This is a genomic window from Campylobacter concisus (genome assembly GCF_015230015.1).
Classification (GTDB): domain Bacteria; phylum Campylobacterota; class Campylobacteria; order Campylobacterales; family Campylobacteraceae; genus Campylobacter_A; species Campylobacter_A concisus_AF.
Map to the genome: position 1 here is coordinate 14099 of NZ_JAAKZC010000005.1, position 18351 is coordinate 32449.

The following is an 18351-nucleotide window of genomic DNA, read 5'->3' on the forward strand; positions in this document are numbered from 1 at the left end:
AAGCTATCAAAAAATGAGGATGGCGCTCAAGCAAAAGGATATAAGAGAACTTCGCACAGATACAAAAAATAGTATCAAAAAAGCACCGAGTTTTGGTTACAAGTAAAATACAACTTTAATTTCTAAAATAGCTAATTTGCTCTTGCAAATAAGTGAGAGCATTGCTTTTAAAATGTAATACTTTTAAACTTAAATATATTTATTTTTGTATCAAAATTTATCTTGCGTAAAACATCGCCACCAAACCGCGGTTTATCTCTTTTGTATCGCCGTCATCTATCTTTGTAGCCTTTGAGATGCCCACACTTTTATCGCTATTTATCGTAAAAGTAAGCTCAATAACTCTCTCATTTATCTTTTTAGCATTTTCGCCAAAATAGATTACTTCTGGCTCTTTTTGCGAGTAGTAGGCTGCATATTTACTTTGGGCTACAACGTTATCAAAGACCCATTTTTGCTTGATATCTAAAATTTGAGCAAGCTCATTTTTAAACTCAAGATCGCAGCTGACAGAGGCTAGGTAGCCAGCGTTTTCTTTCGTTGGATCAAATTTACAGTGCTTGTTTGCGATCGATAAAATGGTCTCTTTGTCTATGCTTTTACCACTTTTTAATATGCTATTTGCGCTATCAAGAGCTAGTTCCAAGCTGTTATCAACTCTTTTTTGCTGAGCAATTTTGGCATTATTTAGAGCTTTTATGTAGCCGTTATTTTTTCTTTTAAACTCATCTTCAAGCACATTTTTTCCCACCACACAGCTTACTTTAACCACTTTCTTTTCATCGCTACTGATGTCTTGCCACTGGGTACTTGAGCAGCCTTTAAAGCTATCTATCGCTGAGCCTATAGTTATTGATTTATTACCTTTTAAAATATAGTTTTTAACAATGCCTATATTGCTTTCCTTGCAGCCCACTAATAATAAAAGTGCGCTAAATCCTAGAAATAGAGCCTTTTTCATCATTTTACCTTTTTGTAAATTTGACAAAATAGTATCAAACTAAAGTTTAAATTATCATGATTTTATTAAAATAAATTACATAAATATAATTTATTAAAATAAGTATTGTAAATTTAAGCTTGAAATAGCGTAAATTTGTATTGTTTTAAATTTTAAAAATAGAAGATTTTAAATAAAAGGTTTTGAGGAAAATTATAGATCTAGCTCAAATTTCTTAAAACTAACTCTTGGATTTATAGTTAGCCTATCATGCGAGATAAACTCTTTTTTTAGGTATTTCTCACGTCCAGCTCTTGCTATCATCAGCGCATTATCAGAGCAAAACGCAAGTGGGGCTAGCAAAAGCTCACACCCATTTTTTTGACAAAGCGTTTCAAGCCTTTTGCGTAAATTTAAATTTGCACTCGCTCCGCCAACGACGCCAAAGCGCTTAAAGTTTCTTAGTTTAAAAACCTTTTCAAGCTTATTTAAGATGTGTTCGCAGGCTGTGTTTTCAAAGGCGTAGCAGATGTCGGCGATATCTTTTTGTGTGATAGTTTCAAGCTTTGAAATTTCAACTCTGACTTGGTTTTTAAGCCCTGAAAAGCTGTACTCAAGGCGTTTATTGTGAAGAAGCGGGACGGTAAATTTAAACCTATCTTTATCCTCGCATAAAAGTGCGTTTTGCTGCACCACAGCGCCTCCTGGATAGCCAAGATCAAGCATTTTTGCCACCTTGTCAAAGCTCTCACCAAAGCTATCATCGCCAGTGCTTGCAAGCTCTAAAATCTCGCCATTTTCGTCAATCTCAAGTATCATAGTATGTCCGCCACTTACTAGCAAAACGCCAAGCGGGAAGGTGGCTTCGTGGTCTAAAAATAGCGAGTATATGTGGCCAACTAGGTGATTTACGGCGATTAGTGGGATATTTAGGGCGATGCTTAGCGATTTTGCCATGCTGACGCCGCCTATCAGGCTCACACTTAGCCCCGGCTCGTTTGTCACGGCGATCGCTTTTATATCTTTTAAATTTGGCAAGATATCATTTAAAAGCGCTGGCAGTGCCTTTGTGTGAAGCCTCGCTGCAAGCTCTGGGACCACGCCACCAAAGATAGCGTGCTCCTCTTCTTGCGATATCTTTTTATAATAAATTTGCTCTAGCGTGCCTTCATTTATGAGCGCAACAGAGCTGTCGTCGCAACTACTTTCGATGCCAAGTATCATCTAAACTCCGCTAGTATCATGCCAGCAAATTTCTCTTTGCCATTTTCGCTTTTGTAAAACTCGATCCTGTAAATTTTGCCATCTTTATCTATGCTGTAGCTTTTGTTTAGGCTATTTTTATCGACCTCTTGCTCACTCTCATCAACGCTTTTTGTGCCATATCCTATGACATTTACGCGCACGTTTTTGAGCGCTTTTACTTTAAAGCTCTTCTTGACGCTAAATTTATCGCCACTTTTTAGCATAAGCTCGTTGCCATCGCTCAAAAGAGAAATTTTATCAAGCGGCTTTGCAAACTCGAAGTATTGCGGCTTTAGTCTCGTGACAGAGCGGTTACCATACTGCACTTTGTAAGTGTCGTTCTCTTTTATGACGGCGATTAGCGGATTTGGTGAGTGGTAGCTTAGCTCGCCCTTTTTAAATGGCACGAAGCTTATCACTGGTTTTAAATTTTTAAGACTAAGAGCGTAGCTGTCAAAAAGTTCTAGTCTGATCTCTTTTTCGATCGCTTTTTTCACGCTTTTAACATCGAGCTCAAAGGGTCTAGTAAAGCTAATACCAGCCTTTTTCATATACTCCTCGATCGCTACTAGGTGATAGTATGTCCTTTGCTCGGCGTTTAAATTTTTGCTAGCTTCATTTGCAAAGGCTGACTTGTTTTGCGTGATAGCGTAGTAGGTGAGGCTTTTTAGCATCTCTTTATCGCCCATCGCAGTGTGCGTATTTTTGACGTGATACTGATGTTTTGGATCTATAAGGTGCTTATTTAGCACGTCTTTTACGCTTGAGGCTATACTTTCAAGCTCTGGATACTTTGAGCCTGGTAGCGTGCTTTGGTCGATGATGCAGGTGTTGCCCCATTTGTCTGGATTTTCATCCTTGCTTATAAATTTATCTCTATAATATCCGCTACCATCGTGTAAATTTAAGATGAGCGTGACGTTTTTGTCGGTGATGACGTCTTTTATCTTCATCACTGAGTTGTAGTCTGGATCGTCCTTATCAACGTGGGCAAATTTTCTATTCATATCGCCCTTTGTGCCACGACTTCGCTCGATGATGCTTGGGAAATTTAAATTTGGCACGACCCAAAGCGAGCCTTTTGTGATGTTATAATCAGTCGCTACGATAGAAGCCGCCAAAAAGCCGCCTGGCTCGTCGCCTTGTATGCCTCCGATTAAGAGCATAGTATTGCTACTTGGCTCACCTTTTTTGATAAGTGCATAGTCCAGTGCGCTTGCATTTGCAAGGCTTGCAGCCGCTAGAACTGCCAGAAAAAGTCTAAATTTACGCATTAGTATCCTTCGTAATGCTTTGTCTTTGGCAAAAGCAAATTTAAAACTATACCAGTAACCGCGCCAAGTCCGATACCTGAAAATTTAACAGCTCCAAGGTCAAGCACCATGCCACCGATGGCAAAGATGAAAATTAGGGCTACGATTATCATATTTCTAGGGTCGGCAAGATCGACTTTATTTTTTATAAGCGTCTCCATGCCAACGCTTGCGATGATGCCAAAAAGTAGCAGCATGATGCCGCCGATAACTGGCGCTGGGATGGTTGAGAGCACCGCACCAAGCTTACCAACGAAGGCCAGCACGATGGCGGTAATGGCTGCAAAGGTCATGATCGCTGGGTTATAGGCCTTTGTAAGGCTAACTGCGCCTGTGACCTCTGAGTAGGTGGTGTTTGGCGGACCACCAAAGGCAGCAGCTAGCGAGGTGGCTAGGCCGTCGCCTAAAAGGGTGTTTTTAAGCCCTGGATTTTTCAGAAAATCCTCTTTTGTGACGTTTGAGATGGCGAGCATATCGCCGATGTGCTCGATCGCTGGGGCGATGGCGATAGGTATCATGTAGATGATCGCTTCGAGTTCAAATTTTGGTGCGCTAAAGCTTGGCACTCTAAACCAAGGGGCGTTTGTGATGGCGCTAAAATTAACCATGCCAAAGCAGTAAGCCACGATGTAGCCAGCGATGATGCCAAGTAGGATCGGTATAAGCCTAAACATCCCGCGTCCTAGCATCATGACAACGATAGTAGCTATAAGCGAGGTGGCTGCTACCATCATAGCTACGTTTTGAGTGTAGGTTTCGGTAGCTGAAGTCGCCATCTTAACGGCATTTGGAGCTAGTATCAGACCTATGGTCATGATGACTGGACCAACAACGACTGGAGGCAAAATTTTATGCAAAATTTTCTCTCCGCCAAAGCGAACCACAAGACTTAGCACGACGTAGAAAAATCCAGCAAATATAACTCCGCCCATCGTCACTGGTATGCCCCATTTTTCGATGCCGTACTGAAGCGGAGCGATGAAAGCAAACGAGCTTGCTAGAAAGATCGGCGGGATATTTTTTCTAGTTATTAGCTGAAAAAGCAGTGTGCCAAGACCTGCTGTAAAGAGCGCGACGTTTGCATCAAGCCCCGTAAGGATAGGCACGAGCACGAGCGCACCAAAGGCGACAAATAAAAACTGCACACCAATCAAGCTTTGCTTAAGATCAAATTTATACCCCTCATACCTTTGCATTTAGCATCCTTTTTGCGTATTCTCTAACCTCTTTATCAACTTCATAAATTTCATCTACGCTTGAAATTTTTATATCCTTAAATTTCTTAGCCAAGCCCAAAATGAGCCTTGATATATCCAAAAACGAGCACTTTTTCTCTAAAAAGCTAAATACTCCAACCTCGTTTGCAGCGTTTATGACGACACCTAGATCAGGATCTGCCAGCACTTCGTCTTTTAGCGAGAAGACTGGATATTTTTTAGGGCTGATCTTATGAAATTTGATATTTTTTAGATCAAGCAAATTTGCGTGAGAGACGATGTTTTGCTCGACTTTTTCAAAGATAGCATGCGAAATGGCTAGCTTCATATCTGTGCGTGAGAGGTGCAAGGTGCTTGAGCCGTCGATAAACTCGACTACGGCGTGGATGGCTGAAGTTGGCTCTATCACGGCCTCGATATCTTTGATACCGTAAAGCCAGTAGGCCTCCATCACCTCAAAAAGCTTGTTTGTCATCGTCGCGCTATCAATAGTGATCTTTGCGCCCATATCCCAGTTTGGATGCTTCAAAGCGTCAGACGGCGTGGCATCTTTTAGAAATTTGATCGGTTTTTTATAAAATGCACCGCCACTTGCTGTGATGATGAGCTTTTTGGCTGGAGTTTTGTTTTCTAGTAGAAATTTAAGCCCAAAATGCTCACTATCAATGGGCAAAATTTCTCTTGTTTTTAAAAACTTGCCACCAACTACAAGGCTCTCCTTGTTTGCAAGTGCCAGCCTTTTGCCAAGTGCTTGCGTCTTTAGACTAGGAGCAAGCCCAGCAAAGCCAACAAGGGCGTTTATCACCTTTTTTGAGCTTGAAATTTCAAGCATTTCTAGCAGTCCAGCCTTGCCAAAAAATATGCTTTTGTGCTCAACATTTTTTACATTTTTAACTAGCTTTTCGTCACCCACGCAGACAAATTTTGGCTTAAATTTTAAAATTTGCTCATTTAGCAAAGCTACGTTTTTAGCGCAGCTTAGCGCCTCGACGCTAATGTCAAATTTCTCGCAGAGCGCTAGAGTATTTTTGCCGATCGAACCAGTTGAGCCAAGTATTACCACGATAGCGACCAAAGTAGGGCGACAACGCCAAATAAATAGCCATCTATCCTATCAAGCATACCGCCGTGTCCTGGAAACAGCGAGCCACTGTCTTTGACGCCACAAAGTCTCTTTAGATAGCTCTCAAAGAGATCTCCCCAGACAGCAAAGACGCAGACTAAAAAGCTTGAAAATAGAATTTGAAAAAAGCCTTCTGTTACGAAATTTCCAACTACGCAACCAACTATGGTGCCTACTACCACGCCGCCAACTGCGCCCTCGATAGTCTTGTTTGGTGAGCTTGGGCTAAATGGATGCTTGCCAAACATCTTACCAACGAAAAATGCGCCACTATCGCTCGCAACGACGCTTAAGATAAGCCACGCAAGATAGCCCATGCCATACTCCGAGTAGAGCATCCACATCATAAATATAGGAGTTGTCGGATAGACGAAAGGGGCGACTAGCTTTAAATTTTCGCTTTTTATGTGCGCAAGGATAGATGCCACTAGCATGATCGCAAGGATCGCGATGAAGATCGGATTTGTAAAATATGTAAGCACGTAAAATGCGAGCGCTGCATAAACTAGCTGTTTGTGATCGATGCCATAAAGCTTGAGCGACTCATTAAAGGCAAAGTAAAGCACAGCGCCAAGCAAAATAAAATTTAAAATATAATTATCTATAAAAAAAACTACCAAAATAGCAACAAACATCAAAACGCCAGTGATAATGCGTGAAGACATACACTCTCCTTAAAATCGTTATTTTGCAGTAATTATAACACTTAAAATTTAGACGGCGTTTATAAGAATGAAATTTGGTTTAAAATGTGTTTGAAAATTTGATACGAGCATGGAAGGATGTTTAATAGAGCTTTACATTGCATGCGTTTTATTGAGACTCCAGCAAATTTTAAAATTAGAGCTGGCATATCACGGCTCTAAATTTAGTAGTCTGCTAAGGCGAGTGAGTAAGATTTTAAAATTTATAAATTTGCTTTGTCATATCAGGTGATCGTCAGGCAAATTTTAAAATTTCATGAGCGAGTAATTTCGGCTCTAAAATTTGAGCTAAACTGTAAGCGAAGCCAAATTTTAGTAGTCAATTCTTGCGAGCGAATGGAATTTTAAAATTTGTAAAAAAGCTTTATTGAATTTTAAAATTTTATTTCTTACATAAAACCAAAGTAAATCCCTACTCTATCCTGCCTCTTGCCAAAACTGGCACTTTCTCGCAAACCTCATCGCCGCTTACAAGATAGGCGTAGTCATATAAATTTACCACCGGGCAGATGTGGTTTGGATAGATGCGCACAAGATCGCCCACGCGCACGCTTTTTGCAAATTTCTCGTTTAAGATGATCACATGCTCGTCAAATAGGCTATCTATCCACACCTCATGCTCCGCGATGAGACCCATGCCAGGCGTCGTGCAAAAGCCCTCGCTGCGCCTCTCTTTGGTTAGCGCCTTTGCCCCAGCATCAAGGATCGTGCGGGTCGCAGTCGGCCTTGAGATCACGACGCTAAGCACGCTAGCAGCGTTCATATCAAAGCTACCATAAGCATTTGCCTGCGACGCATCCATAAATATATATGTGCCAGGGCGAAGCTCCGTGACGCCTTTTGGTATCTCAAAATCATTTATAAGTGATGGCGTAGAGCCGATACTAACGGTAAAATTTTCATATCCAAACTCACGCGAGATTTCAGCAAATTTTAGCGTTCTCTCGGTTGCCACCCTAAAAATTTGCTCGCATTCACGCTTATCTTTTGCCTTGTACGAGTGGCCATCATGCGAGAAAACACCGCAAAATTCCACATTTTTACACTCTTTAAAAGCGCTCATCAAAGCTCTAAAATCGCCCTCTTCTATGACACCTGAGCGGTTTTCGCCAACTTCTATCTCAACAAGCAGCCTAGCTATCTCGCCAGCCTCGCCAAAGACCTCATCAATGAGCCTTAAAACGCCCACACTATCGATGCCAAAGCTCACTTTTGCGCCATATTTTAAAAGCGCTATAATGCGAGCAAATTTCTGCCTTGTGACGATCTCATTTGCGATGAAAATATCGCTTAGCCCCTCTTTTGCCATCACTTCAGCCTCGCCCACCTTTGCCACTGTGATGCCCTTTGCGCCGCACTCTACTTGCAGTTTTGCAAAGTATGGCATCTTGTGCGTTTTGGTATGTGGTCTTAAGCTTACGTTAAATTTATCAGCGTATTTTTGCATTTTTTCTAGGTTTTTTAGCACTATCTCCCTGTCTATGAGCAGTGCTGGAGTGTCTATTTCAGTGATTTTCATGAGCTATCCTTTCTTTTTTCTTAGATTTTAACTCTAATTATTTAAAAAAGGATAGCTTTTAGCACTTTAAATTTTCAAAGTGTTACTTTTAGGCCTTTCTTGCGCCGATCTTTGGTGCGTCAAACGCCCTGACACGTTTTGGCGTGCCCTTAAATTTCTCGACCTCGACAAGGCTCGTGTGAGCGGTGTTGCTCTGGCTCATCTTACTTGATGGCACGTCTTTTGTGAGCACGTTTAAATTTCCGTGCAAGCAAAGGCTCTTCTCGCCTGGCAACTCTGGGTCGTACCAAGCGCCCTCGCTCACGATGACGACGTTTTGTGGCACGTCCTCGGTCACAAATGCACCGCACAAAATTTCGCCCCTGTCGTTGTAAATTTTCACCACGTCGCCCATTTTTATCCCTCTAGCCTCGGCTGTTTTTGGGTTTATGAGCACTGGTTCGCGCTCTGCGATCTCGTTAAAATGGCGAAGCACAGAGTTATTTAGCTGCGAGTGAAGTCTAAATTTAGAGTGCGCGCCGCTGATGGCGATAGGATATTTTTTATTTTTTGCACCCAGCCACTCAAATGGCTCAAGCCAAGTCGCATGCGGTGGGCAGTCGTCGTAGCCAAAGCCAGCAACCGTTTCGGAGTAAATTTCTATCTTGCCAGATGGCGTTTTTAGCGGATTTGCCTCTGGGTCGTCACGGAATTTCTTGTAGTTTGTAAAGTAGCGTTTTTTCTCATCGACCTTGTCAAATCTAAAATAACCCTTCTGCCAAAACTCATCAAAGCTTGGCATGCTCTCATACCCAAGCCCAGCAGCCTTTTTAACGGCATCTTCGTAAATTTCTTTGACCCACTCTAGCTCGCTTTTGCCCTCGCTAAATGCCTCTTCTCTGCCCCACTCTTTTGCGATGAGCCTTGCGATCTCGAAGTCACTTTTACTCTCTCCAAATGGCGCGACAAGCGGCTTAATAGCAAAGAGATATTCGTTTGTTGAGTTTGCCATCTCGATGTCCGTTCGCTCGCACTCAAGCGCGGCTGGCAGGACGATGTCGCTAAATTTGGCCGTGCTCGTCCAAAATGGCTCGCAAGTGATGATCGCTTGCACTTTTTGCATAGCTTTTATCGCTCTATTAGTCTCTGGATGCCTTGTAAATGTCGAGCCGTTGGCGTTAAACATCACTCTGATCTTTGGTAGCTTGTAGCTCTTGCCATTTCTAGTTATCTCTTTGCCAGGGCTTAAAAGCGCGTCTATGAGCCTTGAGTTTGGCAGCTCGTAGCCCTTAGTCTTTGGCACAAGGCCGCTATCAATGAATTTTTGTGGCACCTTCGTCTCAAAAGCCGCTAGTTTAGGCGCTATGAAGCTTTCATCGGCGTTTTTGTGCATGCCGTCATTTGTGACAAAGCCACAACCCTCTTTGCCGATGTGTCCAAGCATCGCATTTAGCGTCACAAGCGCCCAGTAGGCCATCTCGCCGTGATCTTGCCTTTGTATGGCGTAGCCACTAACTATGACTGAGTCGTTTTTGGCTAGATCCTCGCTAAATTTCGCCAGTTCTTGCTCGCTCACGCCACAAATTTTGCTTGCCCAAGCTAGGTTTTTATTGACCCCGTCTTTTGTGCCGAGCATATACTCTTTAAATTTATCAAAGCCAACGGTGTATTTTTCTATAAATTCTTTGCTGTAAAGCCCCTTTTCAAAAAGGTAGTTGCACATACCTATCATCATCGCCGTATCGGTGCAAGGCACGACTTCAAGGTACTTTGCGCCAAAATATCTTGCGCTTTCGTTGTGATAAACGTCGACGCTATAAATTTTCATCTCGCCGTTCTCGCCCTTTTTTCTGATCTCATCGTAGTATTTATATGAGTTGTGAAGCGGCACGCCAATGGCGATCTTGTTTGAAACGACTGGGTTTGTGCCCCAAAATACGATCGTTTTGGCATTTTTTAAGATAGCCTCCCACTTCGTAGGCGCGAGCGTTGGGTCGATCGAGCCAGTGATATGAGGCATGATGACAGTCGCTGCGCCGTATGAGTAGCCACCAAGCTCATTTACATATCCGCCAAGCACGTTAAGTAGCCTTTTTGCAGTCTTTTGACTGTGACCGACTTTGCCAAGACTGCCCCACTGATAAACCTGTCCGTATATCGCTTCAGAGCCGTATTTATCGAAATTTTCTTTTAAAATTTTCGCACTTAGCTTTATCGCCTCGTCCCAGCTCACGCGCACAAACTCCTCTTTGCCACGAAGCTCTGGCTTTGGGTTGTTTGGGTCAGCCAAAAAGCTCTTTCTAACAAATGGATATTTTACACGGCTTTCGTTTTGGATATGATCAAGAAGTGCGTTGTTTAGCTCATTTGGGCACGCATCACCCTCAAATGGCTCAGTCTCTACAACACGTCCTGCGATAGTTTTTACATAAAATGGGCCAAATTTGTTTGCACTTAGGCCGCTTTGCTTGTCAAAAAGCGCCTGAGCTGCTCCGTCAAGTTCTTTTGCTTGAAGGCTTGCTGCGCTTAAGGCACCAAGCTTTAAAAAGTCTCGTCTTTTCATTTTTTCTCCGTTATTTGGTTAAATTTATTATTTTTGGTTGGTTTTAGAAGTTATAAATTTAGTATTTTGTATCATCTCGTCATGAAAAGGCCTTGTTAATGTAATACGCAAACTTGCGTCTTATGTTGCGTAATTGTAACCAAAAAATATTAAAGGATAGGCAAATGGTGGGATTTTATGTAAATTTAAAGTTAAAAGCTGGCTTTGAAGCGAAATTTGAAGAAATTTTAAAAGAGATCGTACCAGCTTCAAGAAAAGATAAAGGCTGCATAAGCTACGAGTGTGGCGTAGTTGCGGGCACTAAAAGCGAATACTGCTTTATGGAGAGCTGGGAAAATTTAGAGAGCCAAAAAGAACATATGAAGAGCGCTCACATGGTGAAAAATGCGGCTGCGCTGGAGGCTTGCAAAGAGAGCCAAGAGGTGAAAATAATAAATTTTGTAAGCGTAAAGGAATAATATTTGCTTAAAAAAGGGCAAATTTTAAAAAAATGAGCGAAGAAAAGATGCTTGAGATGATAAACGCGACTGCCGATATTATGTTTATGGCTATACTTAGAGGACGTGTGAGCCTTGAAGCCTGCAAAAAGGACAAGGAGTTCATCGATGCTTTAAGAGAAGAGCTACTTAGCAAAAACCCAAACAAGCTCAAAGTCGCGCAAGACTCGCACCAGATGATCGCCATTTTCGAAAAATACCGCAATAAAAAATAATCCATTTAAAATTTAAATCCATTTGCCGATATTGTGTTAAAGGATTTGACATGATAAACGCACTAAATGGATTTAATCAAAGCTTTAACTATCAAGACGCTTTTAATAAGCAGCCAACGACTATCGCAAATTTAGACAGAGTAAAAATTTCTCCCAATGCCCTAGACATCAAGCATCTATCACTTTCTGGCTACTCGTCAAATGATAAAATTTCTATCTGGGGCAAGATGAACGGGCTTGATAGCTCTATGGGTAAAGATGAAGTTGCTAGCCTTAAAAATTTCGTTGATAGCACGAAGCTTTGGAGGTTAAATTCTATCCTAACTAGCGAGAAAAACGGCTTTAGCGTAGATGAGTTTAACAAAACCTACAAAATATCTACTAATGTCACCAATACTCTTGGCGCTCTAATCAATAATCACGACAATGGCACACTTCGTCTAAGCCGTGAGGCTACAAATTTACTAGACTCTGATCTAAGCATCAATGAATTTAAAGACAAATGGCTCGAATTTACCGCCGAAAAGATACTTGGTGAGCATGCAAATGTAAAAATTTCTTTTAAAGACGGGGCTTTGCAATACGAGCAAACATCGGCTAAAAAACGCATAGAAATCCTAGGTCAAGCGATGCTACAGCGTGTAAGCTACGCTGATAAAAATAGCAAAGATGAGTTTTTGAAATTTTTAAAAACAAGCTATGAAAAGGGCGAAAATATCGCTGATGTGCTGCAAAATATCGCTCTTACGCCAGTTAGAGAAGATGGCGGTGAAGAGATAGAAGAAGAGAAATTTAAGCCTATGCAAGTTACCAAAAAGAGCGTGACCTACACGGATAAGGATATAAAACGCGAATTTTTTGAAGAATTTATCAGGCGCGAGGTCGAAAATGGCGCGAGCTTTGATGACCTGGTGCAAAAGCTAAATAAGCTAAAACCAAAGGATATCCTAGCCTAGCCTTTGGCTTTAGGGGTAAATTTTGGAGCTGGCTTGGCGCGTTAAATTTTATTCAGGCTCAAATTTAAAGAGCCAGCCAGCTTTACCCTAAATTTTCTACTTAGTCTTAAATTTTAAAGAGCTAGCCTTGCCAACTTTTTTATTTAGATTTAAAGTTTTGGGGACTAGCTTAGCTCTCTAAATTTTATTCAAGTTTAAATTTAAAAAGCCAGCTACCCCCCAAAAAAAATTTCTACTTTGGATTATTTATGCTTATCACCATATTTTTCTCATCAAGATATAGCCTAGCAGCCTCTTTGATATCGTCATTCGTGAGCGCTTTGACCGCATCTATATACTCATCAGCCGTGTAAAGTGGCGTGTTAAAAATTTTATTTGAGATGATGAGATTTTGCCAAAACTCAGGCTTTTCATAGTCTTTCTTTATAGAAATTTCACTCTGCGCCTTAAAATCCTCCAAATGTTTTGGCAAGAGCGCCCCATCACGCTTGATGCTAGCTATTATCTCCTTTATCTCGGCGATGATCTTGTCCGTGTTTGCAGGGTCGCAAGTAAAGCCTATCACCGCCTTTGAGTGCTCATACGGATAGCGAGCGAGCTTCGCGTTTAGGCTAAAGCCGTATGTTTGACCTTTGTCTTCTCTGATCCTTTCACGAAGCGCCGTTTTTAGGACCGAGCTAAGTGCTCTTAGCTTGATCACCTCTTTGAAGCTGTATTTTGTATCTAAATTTACTATATCCACGCTCACATCGCTTCTTTTTGTGCTTTGATACTCCCTTTTAAAGGTGTGCTGCCCTTTGATACTTCGCACGCCATCATCTTTAAAATTTTCAGCCTCGCCAAGCTTTGGCAAGGTGACGATATACTTTTTAACAAGTGGCAAAAGCCTCTGCTCGTCGGTGTCGCCGATGATTACGAAGGTGTATGAGGCTGCATTTGTAAATTTATCTTTGATGATCTCTTTTAGCTCATTTAGCTTTAGCGCGTCGATCTGCGCCATCTCAATGGGCGCTACACGCTTGTTGTTTTCGTAAAAAAACTTGCTAAATTCGGTGCTAAATTTATATTCAGGTAAATTTTGCTCTTTAGCTAGCTCATCTTTTGCTCTTTGTTTTATCCTCTCAAGCACGTTTGCATCGGCTCTTGGCGAGCTAAACTCTAAATTTATAACAGCTAGCAGCGAGCTAAGATCGCCACTGCTAGAAGAGCCGTAAATGCCCTGTGTAAGCGCCTCTATGCTCTTTTCGTAGCTTACTATCTTGTCGTTTAGCACCTTTGAAAGCTCGTAGTTGTTAAATTTGCCAACGCCACTTTCATTTGTGAGCGCAACCGCAAAGCCACCAAGCTTAGGATCAGCTAGATCTGAAGTGCCACCCTTGCTAATGGCCGCAAACAAGATGCTATCTTTTTTGGTAGCTAGTGGCTTAAAGATGACTTGCGAGCCATTTGGCAGCTTATAAGTGTATATGCCATGCTTTTGATCAAATTCACTAGAAAGGATATCTTTTGGCTCTAAATTTTCATTGCCAAGGCTCTTATTTAGGCTCTGGCTAGCTAAATTTGTATCGTAAGGTTTTGCCTCATCTTTTAGCTTTAAAAATGCATCTTTGCTAAGCTTAAAGCCATCTTTGCTAAAGACCATCACGCGCTCATCAGGTATGGCTAAAATTTGCCTAAATCTCGCATTTACATCTTCAAGCGTGATCTCGTTTAAGAGCTTTAGGCTAAGGTTTTTGCTATCTTCATCGCTTAGCACAAAGCCGCCATTTTCGATCATATTTAAAATTTCACTTGCATAAACGCTTGATTTTTTAGTTTTTGAGCGTTTAAATTTAGCCTCTACATTTGCCACAAACGCCTTTTTCACATCGGCAAAATCGCCTTTATTAAAGCCAAATTTCTCAATGCCCTTTAAAACGCTTAACATATCTTTAAGGCTAGCGTTAAAATCATCTCCGATCACATTTGCCTCAAAGCTATAAATTTTTTGCTTTGCTTGAAGCGTTTGCGCCATAAAATCAACACTTAAATTTGATGAATTATTTGCATTTTTTTGCTCATAAAGCATATTTATAAGGCTAGCTATTAGCGCATCTTTTAAATTTCTCTTCACATCAGCCTCATCCAAGACTGGCTTAAATTTATCAAAAAAGCTAAGTCTTACAAACTGAGCCGCCGTCTCGTTTGCGTCGTAGTTAAAGACGTTTAGCCCATCTTTAAAGGCGATGCTTTTATCTGGATGCTCATAAGAGTTGCTATTTTTCGCTGCACTAAAATTTTTCTCTATCAGAGCTTTTATCTCGTTTTTATCAAAGTCGCCAACTGCCACAAAGCTCATAAATCTTGGCTGATAAAGCCTCTCATAAAACTCTTGCATGTGCTTAGCATCCACACTTTTTATCACGTTCATGTCGCCTATTGGCACTCTTTTTTGATAGATGCTACCTGCAAAGATGTCCTTACTTTGGGCAAGATAGAGCCTATAAGCTGGCGTGTTTCGCTGGCGCTCCTCTTCCATTATGACGCCACGCTCCTTATCAAGCTCGCCTGCATCGACCTTCACGCCATCGATCCAGTTTGAAAAGACCTTAAAAACATCCTTTAAATTTTTCTCATTTACATTTATGCTTAGCGTGTAGCTCGTCTGATCGTAACTGGTTTGCGCGTTTAGATCAGCGCCAAATTTGACCCCAAGGCTCTCAAGCTGTTTAATGAGCTCATTTTTGCTAAAGTCACGGCTGCCATTAAACGCCATGTGCTCCAAAAAGTGCGCAAGCCCCTGCTCGCCATCTCTCTCATCAGTCGAGCCTGAATTTACGACTAGGTAAAAGATGGCCGTTTTTTGCGGGAGTTTATTCTCTTTTATATAGTATTTAAGCCCGTTTTTTAGCTCGCCACTTAGCATATCTTTGTCATTTTGCAGGGCATTTAGGCTAAGCGCTAGACACAAAAGTAGCAGAATTTTTCTCATAATCCGTCCTTTAAATTTCTATGTAAAAGCGGATTTTAGTATAAATTTTAAAATGCAAGATAAAGCTAGCCTGCTAAATTTGCAGGCTAGTTGGGAGGTGTTATTTTAGTTCGTATTTTTTAAGCAGTGCGTCGTAGCTGCCGTCTTTTTTCATCTCATCTAAAATTTGATTTATCTTAGCGATAAGCTCGCTCTCTTTATTTTTATCAAAAGCTATTGAAAAGCCCTCGCTACCATCAACCTCTTTGAAAAATGCCTCTACTTCAGGGTTTTTCTTGATAAAGCCATAGCCAATCGAGCTATCAAGGATGACTGCGTCAAATTTGCCAACTTTTAGCCCCATTATAAGTGGCACAGTATCTTCTGAAGGCACTACTTTTGCGCCATTTATAGCATTTGCAGCTAGCTCTTGGATGGTGCCTTGTTGCACGCCTACTTTTTTGCCAGATAGCTCTTCTTTAGCTTTTAATGCGTCGTTGCCTTTTTTCTTTAGGTAGATGTTTTCAGTTAGGTAGTATGGCTTTGTAAAGTCAATCGACTTTAGTCTATCAGGAGTCGCACTCATCGCACTTATGATGCCATTTATCTTGCCAGCTTTAAGCGCTGGGATGAGACCATCAAAGCTCATATTTATGATCTTGTATGAAAAGCCAGCACGCTTTGAAATTTCATCTATCAAGTCGATGTCAAAGCCTGTTATTTTGTTGTTTTCATCGATGTATTCAAATGGCGGGTAGTTTGCCGCAGTACCAAATTTTAGCTCGTTTGCACAAAGAGCAACAAACGCTGTCAGTAAAAGAGCAAAGATCTTTTTCATGTCTATCCTTTAAAGTGATTTAAAGCCCTAATTATCGGCATTTATCTATTAAAATTTGTTTAAATTTAGCGCAATGACAGAAATTTAGACAAGCTTGTAAAGTGTATAGGTAAATACACTAGAAAGATTTTGATCAAATTTTAAAATTTATGAGCGAGCGTATCTAAAAATTTATTAGAGCTTTTGAAATGCATGCGGCACGATAGTGCTATCGCATGCACCTTTAACGTGCGAGGGGTTTAGGGGATTTAAAAAGGGGGATAAGGGGACGGCTTCGTAATTCAAGTCCCCTTGTCCCCTTTTGGATAAAAAAGCTAGAATTTCTTCTTCCTAACCTCTTCAACTATAGCTTTAGCCATCTCATCTACTTCTGATGTTACTTCGTTTGCTTGGTTGGCAATTACAACATTTTCTTTTGTTAGATTATCTATTTGAGCAACTGATTGATTTATCATATTTATGCCTTCACTTTGCTCTTTGATTGATTCACTCATCTCATTTATTGATTGAGCTAATACATTTGTATTTGCTTCTATCTCACCAAGTGATTTTTGAGTTCTCTCAGCTAGCTTTCTAACTTCATCAGCCACGACGGCAAATCCTCTGCCATGCTCTCCTGCACGTGCTGCTTCAATAGCAGCATTAAGAGCAAGTAGGTTTGTTTGATCTGCTATATCTCTAATGATAGTTATGATGTTTTTGATCTCATCACTTTGTCTTATAACATCAGCTGTCTTTTGAGAGATGGCATTCATTGAGCTTGACATTTGCTCTACTGCAGCAGCAGATTCTTGTAAGCTATTTGCTTGAGTGTTTGCTGAGCTTGCTACTTTAGATACTGAGCTTGCTAGAAGTTTAGCTTTTTCTTCTAGTACTTGTGCTTGGTTTAGATTGTCATTTAGCATTTTAGAGATTTCAATGCCTAGTGAGTTTATACCACTTGCTATCTTACCATCATCATCAAGTCTTTTTGTAAAGTCTTGGTTTTTATATGTGTTTAGTAGATCAAGTACATCTTTGCCGTTACTTGAGATTGCATTTTTAAGAGCAAGTTGTAGATCTTTAAATGTGCTTTTTAGTTGATTTAGTGCTGGGTTGTTTGTATCAGCTTCTAGGCTTGCTTCATAGTTGCCATCTTTTATCTCATTTACGAAGGTGTTGGCTTTTTGGATGAAGATACTTTGATCTTTCATACCATCTTCAATGGCTTTTGTGTTTTTGTTTATTAGCTCTGCCATTTGACCAAATTCGTCTTTAGATCTTATATCTATAGGCTCTGCTTTGTTTGTCTTGTGGTTTAGTAGATCAAAGAAAGAGAGTAGGCCTGTTTTTAGTTTGAGGATGATTTTTAGGAGGTAAGATGACATTAGAAGTGACACTATTACAGAGATGATGATCGCTGCTAAGATAACGCCGATAGCTGAGTAAAATAGCGTATGCAAATCTTTTAAAAGCACATCCTCGTCCATCTCGCCAAAGAGATACCAATCAAGGCTTGGGATATATTTTGAGCCAATTATCAAATTTCTCGTGCCGTTAAAGTGACGGATGACGCCGCCATTTTTATTCATCAAGACATCAAATTTCTCTTTGCCAAGGACGTCTTTTACATTTACTTTGCCGACCCTGTCGCTCTTTTCTATTTTTACAACGCCACTTGAATCAACCATTAGGAATTTACTGCCCTCACCCATAGTTTTTGAAGTGACTAAATTTACGATGTCATCAAGGTTCATGCCTATCGCACTGACGCCATAAAATTTGCCGTCTTTTTCAACCTTGCTATTTACATAAAGTGTTAGCGAGCCAGTGGCTTCTGAGACTTGGATGTTTAGAGAATTTATCTCTTTGCCGTTTTTAACGTCAAAATACCAACTATCACGTGGATTGTCCTTGCTAAGCTGCTTTAAAATTTTGTCGTTTGTGTAGTAATTTAGTGTTCTATCAGAGACAAACATCGCCGTTGAGAGGTTAAACGCCTTCATAAGGTCGGTGTTGTAGTTAAAAAGCGTTGCTAATCCGTCCTTTGGCTCGCCCTCGTCGATCCACTTTAGAAGATAGTCGTTTTTGGTCATCTGATAAGAGGTGTTGATGATCTTGTCTATGGCATAGCCGATCTCACCTGCAACGTTTGAGACAGCTAGTGGTAGCTCATCTTTCACAACTTTTTCTGTATATAGATTGCGAGCTATGTTGTAACTAATGAGGCTAACGCCGATTAGTAGCAGTACGATCACAGCTGTCAAAATAACAGAAATTTTAATCCTTAAAGACTTCATAAATCACTCCTTG

General features: G+C 40.9%; 14 protein-coding genes. 3 read left to right on the forward strand and 11 right to left on the reverse strand.

What is annotated here, in order from left to right; all coding sequences use genetic code 11:
• Nucleotides 1–217: 217 nt before the first annotated feature.
• The 8 genes from G6W42_RS03765 to G6W42_RS03800 all read right to left on the reverse strand — a co-directional run bounded on the left by G6W42_RS03765 (nucleotide 218) and on the right by G6W42_RS03800 (nucleotide 10603).
• A complete protein-coding gene (locus G6W42_RS03765; RefSeq protein WP_194173004.1) occupies nucleotides 218–961 on the reverse strand; it encodes a hypothetical protein in 744 nt (247 codons plus the stop codon).
• 192 nt (nucleotides 962–1153) lie between these two features.
• Complete coding sequence (gene tsaD / locus G6W42_RS03770) at nucleotides 1154–2164, reverse strand: tRNA (adenosine(37)-N6)-threonylcarbamoyltransferase complex transferase subunit TsaD (RefSeq protein WP_194173005.1); 1011 nt, start codon at nucleotides 2162–2164, stop codon at nucleotides 1154–1156.
• Nucleotides 2161–3459 carry a M99 family carboxypeptidase catalytic domain-containing protein gene (locus G6W42_RS03775; protein WP_194173006.1) on the reverse strand — a complete coding sequence of 433 codons (1299 nt, stop codon included), beginning with the start codon at nucleotides 3457–3459 and terminating at the stop codon, nucleotides 2161–2163. Before G6W42_RS03775 ends, tsaD begins: the two co-directional genes overlap by 4 nt.
• On the reverse strand, nucleotides 3459–4694 hold the full coding sequence (locus G6W42_RS03780; protein ID WP_194173007.1) for a uracil-xanthine permease family protein: 1236 nt from the start codon (nucleotides 4692–4694) through the stop codon (nucleotides 3459–3461). Before G6W42_RS03780 ends, G6W42_RS03775 begins: the two co-directional genes overlap by 1 nt.
• Entirely contained in the window at nucleotides 4681–5790 is a 1110-nt protein-coding gene (gene dxr / locus G6W42_RS03785) for a 1-deoxy-D-xylulose-5-phosphate reductoisomerase (protein ID WP_194173008.1), read from the reverse strand. The genes G6W42_RS03780 and dxr overlap by 14 nt, the downstream gene beginning before the upstream one ends.
• Nucleotides 5772–6503, reverse strand: coding sequence for a phosphatidate cytidylyltransferase (locus G6W42_RS03790; RefSeq protein ID WP_194173009.1), 732 nt, complete (start codon nucleotides 6501–6503; stop codon nucleotides 5772–5774). The genes dxr and G6W42_RS03790 overlap by 19 nt, the downstream gene beginning before the upstream one ends.
• A 451-nt stretch (nucleotides 6504–6954) precedes the next feature.
• Complete coding sequence (locus G6W42_RS03795; protein WP_194173010.1) at nucleotides 6955–8061, reverse strand: D-TA family PLP-dependent enzyme; 1107 nt, start codon at nucleotides 8059–8061, stop codon at nucleotides 6955–6957.
• 88 nt (nucleotides 8062–8149) lie between these two features.
• A complete protein-coding gene (locus G6W42_RS03800; RefSeq protein ID WP_194173011.1) occupies nucleotides 8150–10603 on the reverse strand; it encodes a molybdopterin-dependent oxidoreductase in 2454 nt (817 codons plus the stop codon).
• Between the two features lie 164 nt (nucleotides 10604–10767).
• Here G6W42_RS03800 and G6W42_RS03805 point away from each other — a divergent pair, with 164 nt between their 5' ends.
• From G6W42_RS03805 to G6W42_RS03815, 3 genes are read left to right on the forward strand one after another with little or no spacing between them, the layout of a single operon-like run.
• Nucleotides 10768–11061 carry a putative quinol monooxygenase gene (locus G6W42_RS03805; RefSeq protein ID WP_194173012.1) on the forward strand — a complete coding sequence of 98 codons (294 nt, stop codon included), beginning with the start codon at nucleotides 10768–10770 and terminating at the stop codon, nucleotides 11059–11061.
• Between the two features lie 32 nt (nucleotides 11062–11093).
• On the forward strand, nucleotides 11094–11315 hold the full coding sequence (locus G6W42_RS03810) for a hypothetical protein (protein WP_002941152.1): 222 nt from the start codon (nucleotides 11094–11096) through the stop codon (nucleotides 11313–11315).
• Nucleotides 11316–11365: 50 nt separating this feature from the next.
• Entirely contained in the window at nucleotides 11366–12271 is a 906-nt protein-coding gene (locus G6W42_RS03815) for a hypothetical protein (protein ID WP_194173013.1), read from the forward strand.
• Nucleotides 12272–12503: 232 nt separating this feature from the next.
• On the opposite strand, the gene G6W42_RS03820 is transcribed toward G6W42_RS03815, so the two are convergent.
• The 3 genes from G6W42_RS03820 to G6W42_RS03830 form a co-directional block, all read right to left on the reverse strand.
• The gene (locus G6W42_RS03820) at nucleotides 12504–15242 is read right to left on the reverse strand and encodes a M16 family metallopeptidase (protein WP_194173014.1); all 2739 of its coding nucleotides are present in this window, start codon (nucleotides 15240–15242) and stop codon (nucleotides 12504–12506) included.
• Nucleotides 15243–15342: 100 nt separating this feature from the next.
• Nucleotides 15343–16059, reverse strand: a complete 717-nt coding sequence (locus G6W42_RS03825; protein WP_194173015.1) for a basic amino acid ABC transporter substrate-binding protein — start codon at nucleotides 16057–16059, stop codon at nucleotides 15343–15345.
• Between the two features lie 314 nt (nucleotides 16060–16373).
• Nucleotides 16374–18338 carry a methyl-accepting chemotaxis protein gene (locus G6W42_RS03830; RefSeq protein ID WP_194173016.1) on the reverse strand — a complete coding sequence of 655 codons (1965 nt, stop codon included), beginning with the start codon at nucleotides 18336–18338 and terminating at the stop codon, nucleotides 16374–16376.
• Nucleotides 18339–18351 lie beyond the last annotated feature (13 nt).

What these genes read in the sequence shown, in the direction of transcription:
- G6W42_RS03815 (WP_194173013.1), top strand. Translation starts at nt 11,366, where the DNA reads ATGATAAACGCACTAAATGGATTTAATCAAAGCTTTAACTATCAAGAC.
- G6W42_RS03795 (WP_194173010.1), bottom strand. Translation starts at nt 8,061, where the DNA reads ATGAAAATCACTGAAATAGACACTCCAGCACTGCTCATAGACAGGGAG.
- G6W42_RS03805 (WP_194173012.1), top strand. Translation starts at nt 10,768, where the DNA reads ATGGTGGGATTTTATGTAAATTTAAAGTTAAAAGCTGGCTTTGAAGCG.
- G6W42_RS03810 (WP_002941152.1), top strand. Translation starts at nt 11,094, where the DNA reads ATGAGCGAAGAAAAGATGCTTGAGATGATAAACGCGACTGCCGATATT.
- G6W42_RS03800 (WP_194173011.1), bottom strand. Translation starts at nt 10,603, where the DNA reads ATGAAAAGACGAGACTTTTTAAAGCTTGGTGCCTTAAGCGCAGCAAGC.
- tsaD (WP_194173005.1), bottom strand. Translation starts at nt 2,164, where the DNA reads ATGATACTTGGCATCGAAAGTAGTTGCGACGACAGCTCTGTTGCGCTC.
- G6W42_RS03780 (WP_194173007.1), bottom strand. Translation starts at nt 4,694, where the DNA reads ATGCAAAGGTATGAGGGGTATAAATTTGATCTTAAGCAAAGCTTGATT.
- G6W42_RS03825 (WP_194173015.1), bottom strand. Translation starts at nt 16,059, where the DNA reads ATGAAAAAGATCTTTGCTCTTTTACTGACAGCGTTTGTTGCTCTTTGT.
- G6W42_RS03820 (WP_194173014.1), bottom strand. Translation starts at nt 15,242, where the DNA reads ATGAGAAAAATTCTGCTACTTTTGTGTCTAGCGCTTAGCCTAAATGCC.
- G6W42_RS03775 (WP_194173006.1), bottom strand. Translation starts at nt 3,459, where the DNA reads ATGCGTAAATTTAGACTTTTTCTGGCAGTTCTAGCGGCTGCAAGCCTT.
- G6W42_RS03765 (WP_194173004.1), bottom strand. Translation starts at nt 961, where the DNA reads ATGAAAAAGGCTCTATTTCTAGGATTTAGCGCACTTTTATTATTAGTG.
- G6W42_RS03830 (WP_194173016.1), bottom strand. Translation starts at nt 18,338, where the DNA reads ATGAAGTCTTTAAGGATTAAAATTTCTGTTATTTTGACAGCTGTGATC.
- G6W42_RS03790 (WP_194173009.1), bottom strand. Translation starts at nt 6,503, where the DNA reads ATGTCTTCACGCATTATCACTGGCGTTTTGATGTTTGTTGCTATTTTG.